General features: G+C 56.2%; 10 protein-coding genes. All 10 read left to right on the forward strand.

Annotated features, from left to right (window positions below):
* Positions 1-73 precede the first annotated feature (73 nt).
* Positions 74-2974, forward strand: coding sequence for a type VI secretion system ATPase TssH (gene tssH / locus BMZ14_RS09800; RefSeq protein ID WP_074797102.1), 2901 nt, complete (start codon positions 74-76; stop codon positions 2972-2974).
* Positions 2975-3154: 180 nt separating this feature from the next.
* Positions 3155-3625 carry a T6SS effector amidase Tae4 family protein gene (locus BMZ14_RS15630; protein WP_074797103.1) on the forward strand — a complete coding sequence of 157 codons (471 nt, stop codon included), beginning with the start codon at positions 3155-3157 and terminating at the stop codon, positions 3623-3625.
* Positions 3613-4239, forward strand: coding sequence for a hypothetical protein (locus tag BMZ14_RS09810; protein WP_177186958.1), 627 nt, complete (start codon positions 3613-3615; stop codon positions 4237-4239). The genes BMZ14_RS15630 and BMZ14_RS09810 overlap by 13 nt, the downstream gene beginning before the upstream one ends.
* A 67-nt stretch (positions 4240-4306) precedes the next feature.
* Positions 4307-4807, forward strand: coding sequence for a GNAT family N-acetyltransferase (locus BMZ14_RS09815; protein WP_218145012.1), 501 nt, complete (start codon positions 4307-4309; stop codon positions 4805-4807).
* A 39-nt stretch (positions 4808-4846) separates the two neighbouring features.
* Positions 4847-6211: a tetratricopeptide repeat protein gene (locus BMZ14_RS09820; RefSeq protein ID WP_074797105.1), complete on the forward strand. Its 1365-nt coding sequence runs from the start codon at positions 4847-4849 to the stop codon at positions 6209-6211.
* Between the two features lie 250 nt (positions 6212-6461).
* Positions 6462-8699, forward strand: coding sequence for a type VI secretion system Vgr family protein (locus BMZ14_RS09830; RefSeq protein ID WP_074797107.1), 2238 nt, complete (start codon positions 6462-6464; stop codon positions 8697-8699).
* Positions 8700-8727: 28 nt separating this feature from the next.
* Positions 8728-9285 carry a DUF6484 domain-containing protein gene (locus BMZ14_RS09835; RefSeq protein WP_218145013.1) on the forward strand — a complete coding sequence of 186 codons (558 nt, stop codon included), beginning with the start codon at positions 8728-8730 and terminating at the stop codon, positions 9283-9285.
* Between the two features lie 13 nt (positions 9286-9298).
* Entirely contained in the window at positions 9299-10381 is a 1083-nt protein-coding gene (locus BMZ14_RS09840; protein WP_074797108.1) for a DUF2169 family type VI secretion system accessory protein, read from the forward strand.
* A gap of 24 nt (positions 10382-10405) precedes the next feature.
* Positions 10406-11419: a beta-ketoacyl synthase N-terminal-like domain-containing protein gene (locus BMZ14_RS09845; protein ID WP_256208564.1), complete on the forward strand. Its 1014-nt coding sequence runs from the start codon at positions 10406-10408 to the stop codon at positions 11417-11419.
* Positions 11416-15456 carry a PAAR-like domain-containing protein gene (locus BMZ14_RS09850; RefSeq protein ID WP_074797110.1) on the forward strand — a complete coding sequence of 1347 codons (4041 nt, stop codon included), beginning with the start codon at positions 11416-11418 and terminating at the stop codon, positions 15454-15456. Before BMZ14_RS09845 ends, BMZ14_RS09850 begins: the two co-directional genes overlap by 4 nt.
* The last annotated feature ends 48 nt before the right edge of the window (positions 15457-15504 follow it).

A 15504-nucleotide genomic window follows, 5' to 3' on the forward strand; every position in this document is an offset into this window, starting at 1 on the left:
TCTAACGAGGCTTTAATGACCGGCTTCGGTGTCATGGCCGGCTAAATAAATAAACAAAAAGGAAGGAAGCAGTATGAGCGAAATCAGCCGTGTTGCGCTTTTCCGCAAGCTGAACAGTTTGGCCTATAAGGCAATCGACAGTGCTACGGTTTTCTGCAAGCTGCGCGGAAACCCTTATGTCGAACTGGAGCATTGGCTACAACAAATTCTCGCCAATCAAGACTCCGACCTGCATCGTATCTTCAAGCATTTCGAAGTTGATAATTCCCGGTTTGCCAAGGATTTAACCGATGCGCTTGACAGGTTGCCTCGGGGCGCGACATCGATCACCGATTTGTCGGAGCTTATCGGGCATGCGGTGGAACGTGGGTGGGTCTATGGCACACTAATGTTCGGCGAAGGGCAGGTGAGGACCGGTCATCTTCTGGTTGGCATGCTTAAAGCCCCCAGCTTGCGCAATGCCTTGTTCCATATTTCTCGCCAGTTCGAGCGCATCCGGCTGGATACACTGACCGAAGAATTTGCCGAAATCGTTGCCGGTTCACCGGAGGAACATTTAGGCTCAACCGATAGCCCGGGCGCCGCGCCGGGGGAGGCGAGCGGCGCCATGGCGCCGGCCCAGATGGGCAAGCAAGAAGCGCTGAAAAAGTTTTCAGTGGACCTGATCGCCAGAGCGCGCAAAGGCGAGATCGACCCGGTAACCGGCCGCGACGAGGAAATCCGCCAGATCGTCGATATTTTAATGCGGCGGCGTCAGAATAACCCCATCCTGACCGGTGAGGCCGGGGTAGGAAAGACGGCCGTAGTGGAGGGCTTCGCGCTCCGCATCGCGAAGGGCGACGTGCCGCCGCCACTGAAAGATGTCTCTCTGCTCATGCTGGATATCGGCCTTTTGCAAGCAGGCGCGAGCATGAAGGGTGAATTTGAAAATCGTTTGCGGCAGGTTATCGACGAGGTACAGGCTTCTCCCAAACCCATCATTCTTTTCATCGATGAAGCGCATACCTTGATTGGCGCAGGCGGCCCGGCGGGTACCGGCGATGCAGCCAACCTGCTGAAACCTGCGCTTGCGCGCGGCACGCTGCGCACCATTGGGGCCACTACCTGGGCTGAGTACCGGAAATACTTCGAGAAAGATCCGGCGCTTACCCGCCGCTTTCAGGTCGTGCAGATACTCGAGCCGACAGAAGAGAAAGCGATACTCATGGTTCGTGGAGTCGCCTCGACACTGGAAAAACATCACCGCGTGCAACTTCTGGATGAAGCACTGGAAGCAGTGGTAAAGCTGTCGCACCGCTATATCCCTGCCCGCCAGTTGCCGGACAAGGCCGTAAGCCTGCTTGACACGACCTGCGCACGCGTGGCCATCAGTCAGCATGCCACTCCTGCCGAGGTGGAAGACTGCCAGCGCCGTTTGGAGGCATTGCAGACCGAGCTGGAAATCATCAGCCGTGAAGAAGAGATCGGCTGCGATGTTGGTAGAAGGCGAGCGGATGTGGAGCAAAAGCAAGCCGAGGAAAAAGAACGCCTCACCGTTCTTGAGGCGCGCTGGCAAGAGGAAAAAGGACTCGTCGACAAGATACTGGAGCTGCGCGGTAAATTGCGTGCCGGGGGCAAGCCGGTGGATGTGAAAGCGCCGGGCATCGGCGCAAGTACGAGCGTATCCGACGCTTCGGCAACAGGCACAGTCAGCACCAATCCACCCGCCGCATCCCCATCGAACGAGAGGCCACAACCTGCATCGCAAGCCGAGTTGCAGAACAACCCGCAAGCCGGATCGCAACCTGCACCGCAACCAAATGCAACCGCGGAGCCTGCCGGGACGGTGGACTCCGCCACACCCGCGGTTCCATCCGGAACCGAACCCCCGCTAAGTCCGGAAGACCGCAAGAAGCTGCTGGCGGAACTGCATGAACTCCAGGAAAAGTTATATGCGCTCCAAGGTGAGAGCCCTCTAATCATGCCCACTGTAGACGCCCAGGTGGTGGCATCGGTTGTCGCTGACTGGACTGGCATACCGGTGGGTCGCATGGTGAAGAACGAAGCGGAAGCCGTGCTCAAGCTTGCCGATACCTTGAACCAGCGGATCATCGGCCAGCGCCATGCCCTGGATATAATCGCCCGCCGTATCCAGACTTCACGCGCCAAGCTGGACAACCCCAACAAGCCTATCGGCGTGTTCATGCTTTGTGGGCCGTCCGGCGTGGGCAAAACGGAAACCGCGCTGGCGCTTGCCGAGTCGCTTTACGGCGGCGAGCAGAACGTCATTACCATCAACATGAGCGAATTCCAGGAAGCGCACACTGTTTCAACATTGAAAGGCGCGCCGCCGGGCTACGTCGGATACGGCGAAGGAGGGGTCCTGACCGAAGCCGTGCGGCGCCGCCCGTATAGCGTAGTGTTGCTGGACGAAGTTGAAAAAGCCCACCCCGACGTACACGAAATCTTCTTCCAGGTGTTCGACAAGGGCTGGATGGAAGACGGCGAGGGACGCCACATCAATTTCAAGAACACCATTATTCTGCTTACCACCAATGTCGGCACTGATTTAATCATGAGCATGTGCCGCGACCCGGAGTTGATGCCCAGTGCGGATGCCTTGGGAAAGGCGCTGCGGGAACCGCTGCTCAAAGTGTTTCCACCCGCGCTACTGGGGCGGCTGGTAGTGATTCCGTACTATCCATTATCTGACGAAATGATCGGGATAATCGCCCGGCTGCAACTCGGCCGGATCAAAAAACGCATCCTGGAGAACCACAGAATTCCATTCTCATATGATGACGAGACAGTCAAGCTCATCGTCAGCCGCTGCACCGAACTGGAAAGCGGCGGGCGGATGATCGATGCCATTCTCACCAATACTGTCCTGCCGCGGATAAGCGAGGAATTTCTCAGGCGCATGATTGAAGGCAAGCCGATAAGCAGGGTTCAGGTAAGCGTGAAGGATGGGGATTTTGGGTATGGGTTTGAGTGATTCCTTGGGACGACCACAAATATTTTTATTTTTGATGTCTCAGTAGCGCGTATTAATCCCGGATGACCTACAAAGAATACTGCACCGTTGAATAATCTTCATGTCGCTTAATGTCTGAGCAGCGGTGTGGCTGGAATTAGAATCTGCCAGAAGGATTAACTCTGAAACGGGAGGCCTGATATGTCTGACACACTCTTTGATAAATTATGGAACAATCATCCCGCTAATGAGGATCCACCACTGATAGAACCTTGCTCCACAAACGGCAGAAGTAACCACGGCAATCAGTGCGTGATCCGCTTAGGTTTGAGTTTCGCTCGTTCTGGCATAAGCCTTGCCTCCTATCGAGGCGTTTTTTGCTGGAGTAGACACGGCCGCCAGCATCCTCTTCGGGTTGAACAGATGAAACTGTGGCTTGATTCCGATGATGTTACCTTTGTCGATTACGCAGACATCTCACGTAAAGACAGACGAGGACATCAGGCATCATATCAATCTTATCTAGGATATCGCGGTATTGTCGCGTGTATTAACTTTTGGGGGAGGGGGAACCAGGGAGATCATATAGATCTCTGGGATGGTAGCGTTATGGCTCACGGAGGCCGTGATTACTTCCAGCGTTCGCAGGAGATATGGTTTTGGGAAATGTAACGCTTGGGTGCAGTTTACTCACTGTGTTTTTGCTCGCGGCATGCCAAACCGACGCAATCGGCGGCAAGATGACTGAAGGCTCTGCGATCAAGGCGCTAGTTGCAGAGGCAGAAAGGAGTTCTGGTCAATCTTTACCAATTTCCGAGTACAAGTACACGGTGGGGAGGCATCAGATCAGCTTGCTGGTCGAAGCCGACGCCTGCTTGCTTACTCATGGCATTGATGGCAAAAATATTGAGACGCTCAAATTGGACTTGCGCCCTCCCTGCTATCTCCTTACCTGGCGGCGGCCTCCACCCCAACCCATTGACAGAAAAGGACCGTCTGACGGTGTGCCCGTGGGAGAAATTGGAGATCCTGTCGCCTGGCGATATCGAAGTGCCCAAGGCGCGATTGCATTAGCCGTGATTGGCGATCCGGTACCGGACGACATGCGTTTAAGCAAAGCTTATAAATCCCGGCAGGAACAGGGATATCGGTGTGCATCTAGCATGCAGGGGGTTTTGTTGCTGAGCGACAAGGCAAGGCTTTCAAAGAAGCGCGAGAATGCGGCGATATTTTGCGTCGAGTCGGGGGCAGAGGAGAAAGATTTCTGGACGCTTTCACATGAGTAAAGACTTTCGATGGCGGCAGCAGAACCTGCTGTGATTTCAGACTCAGTGTGGCCAGGTTCAGTCAATCATGATCCCTTGGCGCATCGGACATCAGATGCCTGACCTCCTCGTGAAATTGTATGAGTTACCCGAGGTGCGAGCGAATCTGAAAGATTCGGTAAGAGGAGGCGTGAACTTCCGCCGCGCGATGGCCTACGAAAAGCATCAGATCGTCAATTGGGTTGGCAAGCACTTCGGAAATGGATGGGCCAGCGAATGCGATGTCGCGTTCAGCAACCGCCCAGTCTCGTGCCATATTGCAACCCAAAGCGGCGCTATCCTGGGTTTTGCTTGTTACGATAGCACGAGCCGTGGCATGTTTGGTCCCATTGGCGTAGCGAAGCCGTCACGTGGGCAAGGGCTCGGACGTAACCTGTTGCTGTCCTGTCTTCACGCCATGGCAGTTATGGGTTACGCCTATGTCATCATAGGAGGAACTGGTTCGGCGGAGTTCTATCGGCGGGTTGTAAATGTTGTTGAGATTCCGGATTCCATCCCCGGTATCTACATTGATAAACTGGCCGAATAGAATAGCATCCCTGGCCCTGCTTTGAATATTGGCTCCATTATGGCGCAACCATCAATCCAGAACACTGCCGACGGCGAACGGGAGCAAATTTCGGAGCTAAGCCTGCCCGATGCCCTGGCGCTTGCTTTGCAAATCCACCGTCGTGGCCATTTGGTCGAAGCGGAGATTCTCTATCGCAAAATTATTGAGGCCGCGCCAGACTATGCGGATGCACATCATTTTCTCGGTGTGCTCATGCATCAGCGTGGCAATAGCAATGCCGCGGTCGAACTTATCGATCGATCCATCGCATTAAACCCAGGCGAGCCCAACTATTACAACAACCTTGGAAATGTCCTGGTGGAGGCAGGCCGCCTCGCGGAAGCTACCGATGCGTATGAAAAAGTGATCGCCCTGGCGCCTGAGCATGCCAATGCCCACAATAACCTCGGCACTTTGTCAAAGGCCAGGGGAAAGTTTGCCGAAGCTGCCGCAGCTTATCAAAAAGCAATCGAACTGAATCCCGCTCATGTGGACGCCCATAACAACATGGGCAAACTACTGTCGGCCCAAGGCAGAACCAGGGAAGCGGTCGCGTGGTATTGCAAGGCAATCACATTGATGCCCCGCCATCCCGACTCTCGCAAGTTGCTTGGCATCGCCTATTACACCCTGGGGCAAACGGAGAAGGCAGCTGAGGTCTATCGCCAGTGGCTTGCGGATGAGCCGGAAAGCCCGGTGGCGAGACACATGCTGTCTGCATGTACAGGACAGGATGTGCCTGTCCGTGCCTCGGATGAATATGTTGAATCCACCTTCGATCACTTTGCGGATAGTTTTGATGCAAAGCTCGACAAGCTGGGCTACCGCGCCCCGGAGCTAGTCGCGGAGGCATTGACCCGCGCTTACGGAGGTCCCGAAAAAGGTCTCGTTGCTCTTGATGCCGGATGCGGCACTGGTCTATGTGGCCCCCTGATAGCCCGGCACGTACATCGTTTGGTGGGAGTGGATTTATCATCGGGCATGATTGCCAAGGCGCGCAGCAGAAACGTATACGATGAATTGACAAAGGCCGAGCTGACTGCCTGGCTGCATGACCACCCGTTCACCTATGACCTGATTGTTTCAGCGGATACCTTATGCTACTTCGGATCGCTGACAGCCCCGTTCGTCGCAGCTTACTGCGCGCTCAGAGAAGAGGGTTTACTGATATTTACAGTCGAGGAAGCTGCCGATGAAACCGAAGGGTGCGGCTACCGAATAGAACCCCATGGCAGGTATAGACACAGCCAGAAGTATTTGAGCCAAGCGCTGGCCGAGGCAAGATTTGCAGTTTTGAGCATGGAAACGGAGGTGTTACGAATGGAGGGGGGCAAGCCAGTGAAAGGTGTTGTTGTTACCGCACGCAAACAAGGCGAAGCGTAAATGGCTGGAAATAGGTATTCAGAGGGGCCTGCTGGCGGGAGGGAAATCACGATAATAAACGTGGCGGACGCTTCGCGGGCTTCCGGCAGCAAGTCGAATTCGTCCGAGCGTGTGTTAAAACCGATTAGCCCGATCTCGGAAATGTGGTTATCGGCGCCAAAAGAAATAACAACACGGATTAAGATGGTAAAGCATCAAACTTTATGCTACAAAAAATATCACGAACGTTCACGGCGGGGCAGGAGATTGAATGGCCAGGACTTTTGAGCTGATCACTCCGCTCGGCGCGGACGTGCTGCTGTTTCATCGCATGCAGGTTCGCGAGGAATTGTCCCGGCTGAGCCAGTTTCAGCTTGATGCATTGAGTACCAAGGCCGATATCAATGTGGACGATATTCTAGGCAAGAATGTCACCGTAAAGGTTGAGTTGGCGGACAATAGCCTGAGGCACTTCAACGGTTATGTCACCCGCTTTGCACAGGTAGGGATGCGAGGGCGCTACCATGCATATCAGGCGAATGTCCGCCCATGGGTATGGTTTCTTACTCGCAGGGCGAATTGCCGTATCTTTCAGCAGAAGACCGTGCCGGACATCCTCAAGAAAATATTCAACGATTATCCGGGGCTCTCGGACACCAAGTTCGAGGTCACGGGGACTTATCGAACTTGGGATTACTGCGTGCAATACCGGGAAACGGACTTCAACTTCATCAGCCGCTTGATGGAGCAGGAGGGTATTTATTATTATTTCAAATATCAGGAAGGCCGCAACACCCTGGTTGTGGCCGATTCCTACAGTGCGCACTCGGCGCTACCGGGATGCGAGCAGCTTCCCTATATTCCACAGGAGCGGATGACACGCCCGGAGCAGGAGCGCATCAGCACCTGGAGCTTTGAGCGTCAGATACAGCCCGGCCGTTATGTTCTCGACGACTACGATGCAGAAAAGCCGAGCGTCGATCTTCAGGTCAAAACCAATTTCAAGCGCGAGCATGCAAATGCCGACTACGAGTTCTACGACTACCCCGGGGAATACCTGAAAAAGGACGAGGGCGAGCAATACGTTCGGACCCGCATCGAGGAACTGCACGCCCAATTCGAGCTGGCGCAAGGGCAGACCAATGCCCGGGGCTTAAGCGTCGGCTATCTCGTAAAACTGACTGGTCAGCCCCGCGCCGACCAGAACCGTGAATATCTGGTGGTATCCACGCAGAGTCAGTTGGAATACAGCGAATATGAATCCATGGAGCAAACCGGAACATCATACGATTGCAGCTTCAGCATGCTGAACAGCCGCCAGGCATATCGACCTGCCCGGACTACGCCTAAGCCCTTCGTCCAAGGTCCGCAGACTGCCGTGGTTGTCGGCCCGTCAGGCGACGAGATTTACACAGATAAGTACGGCAGGGTGAAGGTCCAATTCCACTGGGACCGGGAGGGGGAGAAAAACGAAAACAGCTCCTGCTGGATTCGGGTATCGCATCCCTGGGCAGGCAAGAACTGGGGCATGGTTGCCATCCCGCGCATTGGCCAGGAAGTGATTGTCGATTTTCTCGAAGGTGATCCAGATGGCCCGATCATCACCGGCCGGGTTTACAATGCGGAGCAGATGCCACCCTATGCGTTGCCAGCGAATATGACTCAGACGGGTATTCTCACGCGCTCCAGCAAAGGGGGCAGCGGAGCTAATGCCAACGAGCTTCGGTTCGAGGACAAGAAAGGCTCGGAACAGGTTTACCTGCACGCTGAAAAAAACCAGGACATCAGTGTCGAGAATGACGAGACGCACACGGTAGGTCACGACCGGGCCAAGACCATCGACAACGATGAGACCAGTCTTATCAAGCACGACCGTACCGAGACGGTGGGTAATAACGAGACGATCACGATCGGTGTAAACCGGACCGAGAGCGTGGGTTCTAATGAAACGATCACTATTGGCTCGAATAGAACCATCTCGGTCGGCGCGAGCGAAACGGCTTCCGTTGCCTTGCAGCGAACGCACCTTGTCGGCATAAACGAGACCATAGGTGTAGGCGGAGCGCAGGAAGTGGGCATTGGGGGGTTCCAGGCAATAGCGGTCGGGGCGTATCAGACTACTAATGTAGGTGCGTACCAGAGTAACAATATCGGGGTGAACCAGAGCACGAATGTCGGGGCGAACCAATCCATAGATGTGGGCGCGAATCAAAGCGAATCTGTCGGTGGAAATGCTTCGAAGAGTGTAAAGGGTAATGACTCTCTAGGGGTTGACGGCAACCGTAGCGCAGACGTCAAAGGTGACGATAGCGCCAAAATCGGAAAGAATCTCATGATTGATGCCGGGGATTCGGTCACCATCAAAACCGGCAGCGCCAGCATCAGCATGAAGAAGGACGGGACGATTGTGATCAAGGGTAAGGACATTACAGTGGATGGATCGGGCAAGATCAACATCAAGGCTGACAGCGATATCGTGATGAAGGGCTCCAAGATTCTCCAGAATTAAATGTAGCCTCTATCTGAGGAGGGACAGAATGGGCAGCAGAGACGTTATCGAAGAGGAAGAGATGTTGACGGCAATGAAAGAGGCCTCCATCGATTGCCGACGTTCACCGAGCGAAACCGGCTCAAGCAAAAGATTGGAAGCCGGTTTAAAGAAAGATGCTCAAGCCGGTGTTGTAATCGGGGAATTGATCGGTATGACTAACGAAGGCCTGACGCCATTGATTCTCTATCCGGGGCAGCCTGGAACTGGGGCACTTGCCGCCCGTACTATAGTGGATTTGCATGGGGCATACATTGGGCGTGAAGTCGTGCTCATGTTTGAAGGTGCCGACCCATCGCGGCCGATTATTATGGGTGTGCTGCAAGAGGGCGAGGAGTTGTCACCGGATCAGCAGCCCGGTCAAGTTGAAGTCGATGTGGATGGCGAGCGCATGCTCCTCACTGCAAAGGAGCAACTCGTGCTACGCTGCGGCAAGGCGAGCATCACGTTAACCAAAGCCGGCAAGGTGATGATTGAGGGGAACTACGTGCTTAGCCGGTCCAGCGGCGTCAATCGCATCAAGGGTGGTTCGATCCAGCTAAATTAGTCGTAAGTACTCGATGGATCTTATCAACGCGACACGCATGAGTGCCGGTTATACGATGGCCATGGAGCCGTCCGGCCGCGAGTTGCTCGTGGTCGTTGTGAAGGGCACCTTCCACCTCCCAAAACCCGGCGAGAATGTGAGGTTGCATGAGGAACAGCTGCCTCTGATCATGGCCGACACATTCACCGGAGAGCCGGGATTGTCGGCGCCGGTCTGCGAGGTGGATTTCGCTCTGCGGAAGAAGCGCTGCGACATCCTGCTGGTCGGCAGCGCGCACGGATCGGGCGGTCGGCCGGAGAAACGTGTCTTGGTCGGGCTGCGGGTAGGCAGCATGACGAAGACCTTCTCGGTGGTAGGCAATCGACACTGGCGCGTCGGTGTCTCTGGCGTGAGCGCGAGTGAGCCCGAACCCTTCACAGTGATGCCGATCTCGTACGATCGCGCGTTCGGTGGCGTCGACAACCGGCATGAGGACGCGGCGAAGCACGTCGCGTTCATGCGAAATCCGGTCGGCAGAGGCTTTCATATGCATCTTCGCCGCGAATGGCTGGATGGTGCGCCGCTGCCCAACACCGAAGAGGCGGGTCATCCCATCGTGCAAGCGGATGGCGAGTATCGACCGATGAGTCTCGGCCCGATCGGTCGCAACTGGGAGCCGCGCTTTCGCTATGCCGGCACCTACGATCAGAACTGGCTCGACAACGTCTTTCCCTTCCTGCCCTCGGATTTCGACGAACAGTACTACCAGACCGCGCCACTCGACCAGCAGATCAAGGGTTCCGTCGGCGGACAGGAGGTCACGCTGCTCAATCTCACGCCGGATGGTCGTCGCGACTTCGTAATTCCCTCCTTCGAGGCGCCAGTGCATGTGTTCCCGAGGGGAGGCGGGCGTGAGGACCTCCCGGCGACACTAGACACCATCGTGTTCGAGCCGGGCGAGGAACGATTCACAATAACTTGGCGCGTGGCGCGGCCACTCAAGAAGAGCATGCACGAGATCGCCCAGGTCGTAGCCGGACGCCACGCCGCCCTGCCCGGCCGTCCGGTGAAGCTGGCGATGCCCGCTGGGCACTCGCAGGCCTCCCTAGTAGCCTAACGAAACGGAATGCGTGTGGACAAGATGTTACAGATCGATAGCTCAGGCTTGGTGACCAGTGTCGGATTGAGTACAGCTACGGCCGCCGCAGCCATCAGGGCGGGACTGTCCAATCCGCAGTTCACCCGTTTCATCGACTGGGGCGGAGAATGGATTACGGCTCATGTGGTACCAATGCATGCATCCAACCCACGCACGAAGCTGCTTCAAATGGCGGCGTCTGCAATCAACGAGTGCCTTGCGAGTGTCGAACGCGAGTCGATCAAGGGAGCCGCCTTGGTCTTGTGCTTGCCAGAGGTCTCGCGGCCGAGTACGGGCGATGAACTCGGGGAGTTCGCTATCAAAGATATCGCGGCTACGCTTGGAGTCGAATTTTCAACGCATTCATCCACTATCAGCGCAGGACGCGTTGGTGGATTTGTCGGTCTCCAGCGTGCTCGCACGCTGCTGTATGAAGGCAAGGCCGACGCCGTAATCGTCATCGGGGTCGACAGCTATGTCAACTGGCCAGCATTGAGTAATTTCGAGAACCGACATCGTCTGCTTACGAGCAGGAACAGCAACGGATTCCTGCCCGGAGAAGCGGCGGCGGCTGTAATTGTCAGTCGCCCAAAACCCGGAGTAGCGCTACGATGCGAGGGCTTGGGATTCGCCAGTGAAAGCGCGACGATCGACGCCGACTTGCCGCTTCGCGCCGACGGATTGGTTGAAGCCATTCGGGCTGCCGCGCGCGACGCTGATTGCCGGCCTCAGGACTTTGAGTTGCGGATCTCTGCGCTATCCGGTGAGCATTATTACTTCAAGGAAGCGGCGCTGGCTGTGTCTCGGTTGATCCGGGACCCGAGGTCCGAAGCTGAGCTCTGGCACCCGGCGGACTGCGTTGGGGAGGTTGGCGCCGCTGCCGGGCCACTCGCCGTTGTGATAGCTGCGGTGGCCTGCGCCAAAGGATATTCTGGGGCGTCGCGCATTCTTTGCCACCTTTCCAGCGACGGCACGGAGCGGGCGGCTGCCTTCTTCTGCTATGGAACGCTTCAGTGAGCCACAACGTCTTCGCCAATAACATGGAGATCTCGAGCAAGGCGTCGAGCGGGAAAACTATCTGCAATACGCCCGATGTGTGTTTCACGCCGCCGCTGACACCGGCCACGCCGCCAGGCGTGCCGATTCCCTATCCGAATACCGGCATGGCTTCGGATACCACCGAAGGGTCGACGACGGTAAAAATCTCGAATCAGGAGGTAATGCTCAAGAATAAATCCCACTTCAGCAAGAGCTCGGGCGACGAAGCTGGCTCCGCTCCGAAGAAGGGAGTGGTGACGAGCAAGAATATGGGCAAGGTGTATTTTAACGCTTGGTCAATGGACGTGAAGTTCGAGGGTGAAAACGTTCCCAGAAATCTTGACATCACGACCAACAACCACATGTCGAAGATGCCGGGCAATACGCCGCCAATGCCTCACGTATCGAGCATAGCCATGGGAATGGGCGCACCTAAGTGCGAAGCCTGCGCGGCAGCCGCGCAGGCAGGCAATCCGGTGAATCCATTGCGCGGTAACAAGTTGCTGGACGGTCCCGGTGACCTCGATTTTGTGCTCGAAGGACCGCTGGACCTCGTATGGCAACGGGTCTATATGTCCAATTTGGCCCGGGTCGGGATCTTCGGTCAGGGCTGGGTAACGCCAGTGGAGATGCACTTGATCCTCGACCGGAGACACGTGGTCTTCGTAGACCGGGAGGGCCGTTCGATTCCGTTTCCCTCCATGGAGGTTGGGGAGACTTACTTCCACCGTCAGGACATGTGCACGCTGGCGCGGGTAGCCTCGGACACCTATCAGCTAGAGCAGTCTGACAGTCTTGTGCTGACCTTCACTGTCCTGCCACAGCACAATGATGCGCCACGAGTGTTGCCACTGACGCGAATGTCCGACTCGAACGAAAACGCGATTTCTCTTATATGGGACGCGCAAGGTGCGCTCCAGCGCATCGACGGTTCAGGCGAAGACGCGCTGCTCTTTGAGTGGAAGCTCGAACGCTTGTCCCGCGTCCTCAAGATCCGCAAAGAAGCAGGCTCGTCAGCCCGCGGAACCGCGCAGACGGATACCTCGCCCTGCGTCGTTGCCGTATACGAATACACCGACGGTGATCTGGTGGCCGTCACCACAAGGGGCGGCCGACGGACGCGGGAGTTCAACTGGACAAACCACATCATGGTGCGGCATACCCAGCCGGGCGGGTTGGTGTGCTTCTACGAATGGACGCAATACACTCCGGAAGGGAAGGTGCTGAGGTCGTGGACGAACACTGGGAGGGAACAGCGCTTCGATTATCAACAGCAAGAAACGATCGTCACCGACCAAGATGGCGTCGTGGAAATATATAGTGCCGACCCCGACGGTCACTGGATAGGCTACGTCGATGGCAAGGGCGGTCATTTCCGCCGAGTGCTTGACGCCGATGGTCACCTAATCGGCACGGTTGCACCGAGCGGTACCGCCACCCGCACTGAGCTCAACGAGCGCGGTTTGCCTGTCCGTTCCTGGGACGAAGCTGGCAAAGTCACTCAGACCGAATGGCATCCGATTCAGTTCCTTCCTACGGCGGAGATTGACCCTCTGGGGCGGACGGAGCGCTTTTCGTACGATGACCGCGGAAACCTGATTACGCACATGCTCGGCGATGGTACCGTGACACAATACAAGTATAACGATCGGGGCCTTGTGGTTGCGATTACGGACGCCCTCGGTAAGCGACAGTTGTTTGAGTACGACCAGACGGGCCGCGTTGTGCAGGAGACGGACTGCACCGGCAGCACTCAGCGCTACGAGTACGATGAGCACGGACAAATGATCTTGCAGATTGATGCCCTCGGCAACACGACATGTTATGCATACTCGCCGGAGGGCGACCTTATTGCCGTGACCAGCCCGGACGGTGCCACTACCCGCAACGAGTACGACAGCTTGGGCCGGCTGACCTGCGAAGTGGAACCCATGGGAGGCCGTACTACCTACCAACTGCGCCCCGACGGAATGTTGGCGGCGACTATTGAGCCAAACGGCCAAAATACCCGATACACGCGAGACAGTACCGGTCAACTGCTCCAGATTGAGAACCCCAACGGGGCCATCTATTCCTTCGAATACGACCGGGTTGGTTCCATCGTTCGCATGAAGACCTTTGAAGGCGTCGAGCACTCCTTTGGGTATTCGGTAGATGATATCCTTGAATGGTCCGAAGAGAGAGCTCGTACCGGCGAGATCATCCGCACTACTTACAGCTACGATCCGGTGGGCCGGCTGACGAGAATGGCAACCTCGGACGGTGAGTGGACGACATTCGAATACGATTCCGCTGGCCAACTCGTCGCCGGCAGTAACCGGGATTCGGTCGTTTCCTTTCAATACGATTCCGCCGGCCGCCGCCTTCGAGAGGAGCTTCGCCGGCTTGACGTTCCGCAACAGGCTAGCGCAGCGGCCATACAACGAGCAGCAAGCGGCTTTCAGTGCGCGTATGACGCCAATGGTAATGTTGTCCACACTCAGATTCCAGGCGTCATGGAACTGGCGTTTCTGCGTTATGGCTCCGGGCACTTGCATCAGATCGCGGTGGGTAGAGTTCCGTATTGTGATATCGAGCGCGACGCTGAGCACATACATCGGTCCGTCACGCATAAGAAGCTAATATCAAAGTTCCGATACGACGATGCGCTGCGTTTGACGGGGATCGACACCCTTCTCGTTTCGCCCGTCGATACCAACGGTGTCGCGGAGCCCTTGATCACCTCCAGTTTCGAATACGATCCCAATGGCGACCTCTTGGCCGTGGAACGCAACGCCCCGTGGGGCCGGGAACTCCGGCGGTTCCACTATGACGCCAGTCGGCACGTTACCGCCGAAAGCGGCCCACATACGGAGGAAAGAAGCATTTATTGGGACGGAGCCTCGAACCCGGTGAACGCTCCTGGAGATAAGGTAACGGACAACATGGTTCGTTTGTTCGGGTCCCTGTCCGCCAGCTATGATAGCTTTGGCCGCTTGAAAGAGAGAAGTTCTGCGGAAGGCCGCGTGCGTCTCGAGTGGAACTCGTTGCACCAGCTGGTAGGCGCCAGCGCACAATGGAACGGCACCGCGTCTCTCGAACAATACACCTACGATGCATTTGGGCGCCGCATTACTAAGGTCACCAATGGCAGTGAGAAGGCGTTCCTATGGGAGGGCGAACGACTGCTGATGGAGGAGGACGACCAAGCCCGCCGCGTCTTCGTGTATCACGACGGCAGCCATGAACCCATTGGCTTTGTACTTTTGCCCGCCGTCGTCGCTGACCAAGTGAGTTCTGCGCCTGTGTATCGCTTTTTTTACCTTCACAACGAACCCTCGGGCTCGCCGTTTGCGTTGACCGACGAATATGGGACGGTGCTCTGGCACGCCCGGCTTGGTGCTTTTGGCCCTGTCGCGGACGGGGAAACAGACCCAGATGCACAAGGAGAGGGCGGAGGCATTGCCGACGGCTCCCAACTTGGCTATCAGCCGTTGCGCCTGCAAGGCCAGTACTTCGATTTGGCGACCGGGCTCTGCTACAACCGATTTCGCTATTACGACTTGCTCATCGGCCGCTTCATCAGCCCCGATCCGATCGGACTGCTCGGCGGCGAGAACTTCTACCGATACGCGCCGAACGTGTTTTCATGGATCGATCCGTTTGGCCTCGACGTCAACCAGAACAGGATCGATGGATCGCGTCGCGAAGCAACCGAGGCGCGTTCAATCGTCAGAAAAGGCAAAGGGCAGGTCCGAGTGCAGCGCGAATGTTATTTGAGAAAGTGCACGGGAAAGGGTGAGCGCGTAACAGACCCTCTAACAGGCGAAATGCGCCGCATAGATATCGTGGTCATCAACATCAGTAAGGGCAACGTTATGCGAACTGTCGAAGTCACGAGCAAGAATGCTCCCAAAGCAGAGCAGCTCAACAAGGAGAAGCGCATCCGAGCAGCAGGGGGGCAATGTATACGTGATCGAAAGACTGGGAAGCTCATTCGGGTTCCTCGCGTTTCGAGAGTGGTGCGCAGACGATGAGCCGTCGTATCGCTACTGGAAAATTTTCATAGCAAGTTCATAGGAGCA

Source organism: Nitrosospira briensis, from assembly GCF_900115125.1.
GTDB classification, from domain to species: domain Bacteria; phylum Pseudomonadota; class Gammaproteobacteria; order Burkholderiales; family Nitrosomonadaceae; genus Nitrosospira; species Nitrosospira briensis_A.